This window comes from Shewanella sp. AS1, from assembly GCF_021412565.1.
Taxonomy (GTDB): Bacteria; Pseudomonadota; Gammaproteobacteria; order Enterobacterales; family Shewanellaceae; genus Shewanella.
This window is the reverse complement of record NZ_JAKCLJ010000076.1, coordinates 1-289: the sequence shown is the minus strand read 5'-3', so window position 1 is coordinate 289 and position 289 is coordinate 1. Positions and strand designations below refer to the sequence as shown.

Annotated in this window: 1 protein-coding gene; it reads right to left on the bottom strand. The window is 64.0% G+C overall.

The genetic code is table 11. The features are described from left to right. Window positions 1-289: hypothetical protein (locus LZP69_RS16120; protein WP_234201711.1), on the bottom strand; the 289-nt coding region annotated here is incomplete at both ends.

Genomic DNA, 289 nt, shown 5'->3' with positions numbered 1-289 from the left:
TCGGATACGCCGCGCCCAGTTTCGCAAGCCAGCCGGAGCGCATCGTGTCGGCGACGATGCTGTCGCCGAAAGCCAGCACGTGCAGGTCGCCGCCTTCGGTCAGGATTCGCCGGGTGCGCGGAAGATAGTTCCAGTCCGGCTTCGGCGGCGTGAATTCGCCCTTCACCATCTCCGCCTGGATTTTCGCGATCTGCTCGAGCGACCGCTCCGGCGTCTCGAAAATCGAGTAGTCCGGTTCCGGCGACTCATGCTTGGTCTTCACGTCCGGCGGATATTTCGACGGCAGCGC